Genomic DNA, 1,293 nt, shown 5'->3' with positions numbered 1-1,293 from the left:
TCAGATTAATTTTCATGAGCGCGATCATGATCTGATACAAATGAAAAATCAAGCATCTTCAATGACGACGGATATATGCAGCATATCCAGGTACTCCTCTTAATGAGGATTTTGGCAACCCTAGATTTGATAAAGATGGACGAGTAACGTCAGCGGCTGGGCATATGTGGTATGAAATTTCAGATAGAAAATCCATTAATCCCTATGGATTTTCCCCTAAAACAACAGGTATGACAGGACCTGGAGCAGTCACTGAGTATGATACAAAGCATTATGAAAAACCTCGTTATAGTCGCACACTGGAAATTACAAAAGAACAATATAATATGCTCAAAGAATATGGTGATTTAGCTATAGCTGAAAAAAATCCAGATTTTGACCTTTATTACAAAGAGCACTCCAATAGCTGTATCGATTTCACTTGGAAAGCATTACGCAGTGCTGGGTTAAAATCTAATTTTCTGTCTAGTGAACATAGTATTGCACTAAACCCAGCCACTACACTAAATAGAATGGAGAAAATTAACGGAGATTTTGAAGGTAAACTGAAAGTTGCTAAAAACATTCCTCATATAGAATCAATTACAGCCCCATTTCCAAATAGTGAGTTAAATACAGAGCATTATAATGCTCCACCTAAGCTAGATTTACTTAAATGGGAACAATTTAAGCAATGGAATCTTACTCAAACAGATAATAGTGAAACAGATATTAAAATCAGCTAAAAATGGAAATATCTAATACATCAATAGATTATGGAGAGAACCAATGAGCAGGGTAATGGATAAAATCGGTTGTGTATTTAATGTGTTGAAAGCTGTGGTTGCAGCACAACTTTACGATTAAGGTTTTAAAACAATTCATATGCTCTCAACAGCATTAAATGCAATACAATGACATTCATAGTACACACTTTGAATACGTAACCATTTAATAGGGAGAAGGCAAGCACAGCGCGTCAGTGTGATTTTCATGTGATGTATTACATGAAATTTAAAATAGGTAATTATCTGATTTTGCTTAGTAAGTGAAGTTAATCACAATTTTAATGATGTTTTTTTATTCAGGCTTGAATATATAAATAATTCTGTTATATCCTATCTCATAAATCTACTCAAAGTATGTAATTATCACTAATAAGACAAGGCGGTTTTAACGGGTGTCGGTTTTCAAATTTAATGAAAATTATCTAGCCCGAGTGATTTGAATGGATAAACTAGTACTACAGCCGTAATTGCTCTGTAAGCCGATGATTTCCCCGGCGGCGACAGTGACATTGTTGTGCCCGGTATT

At 34.6% G+C, this 1,293-nt stretch carries 1 protein-coding gene; it reads left to right on the top strand.

Annotated elements, in window-relative coordinates; translation table 11 throughout:
• Positions 1–164: 164 nt before the first annotated feature.
• Positions 165–725 carry a hypothetical protein gene (locus NXS07_RS20130; protein ID WP_258087523.1) on the top strand — a complete coding sequence of 187 codons (561 nt, stop codon included), beginning with the start codon at positions 165–167 and terminating at the stop codon, positions 723–725.
• The last annotated feature ends 568 nt before the right edge of the window (positions 726–1,293 follow it).

It is taken from the genome of Xenorhabdus bovienii, assembly GCF_024721015.1.
GTDB classification, from domain to species: Bacteria; Pseudomonadota; Gammaproteobacteria; order Enterobacterales; family Enterobacteriaceae; genus Xenorhabdus; species Xenorhabdus bovienii.
The sequence above is the reverse complement of the archived record's forward strand: the minus strand, read 5'-3'. Positions and strand labels throughout refer to the sequence as shown.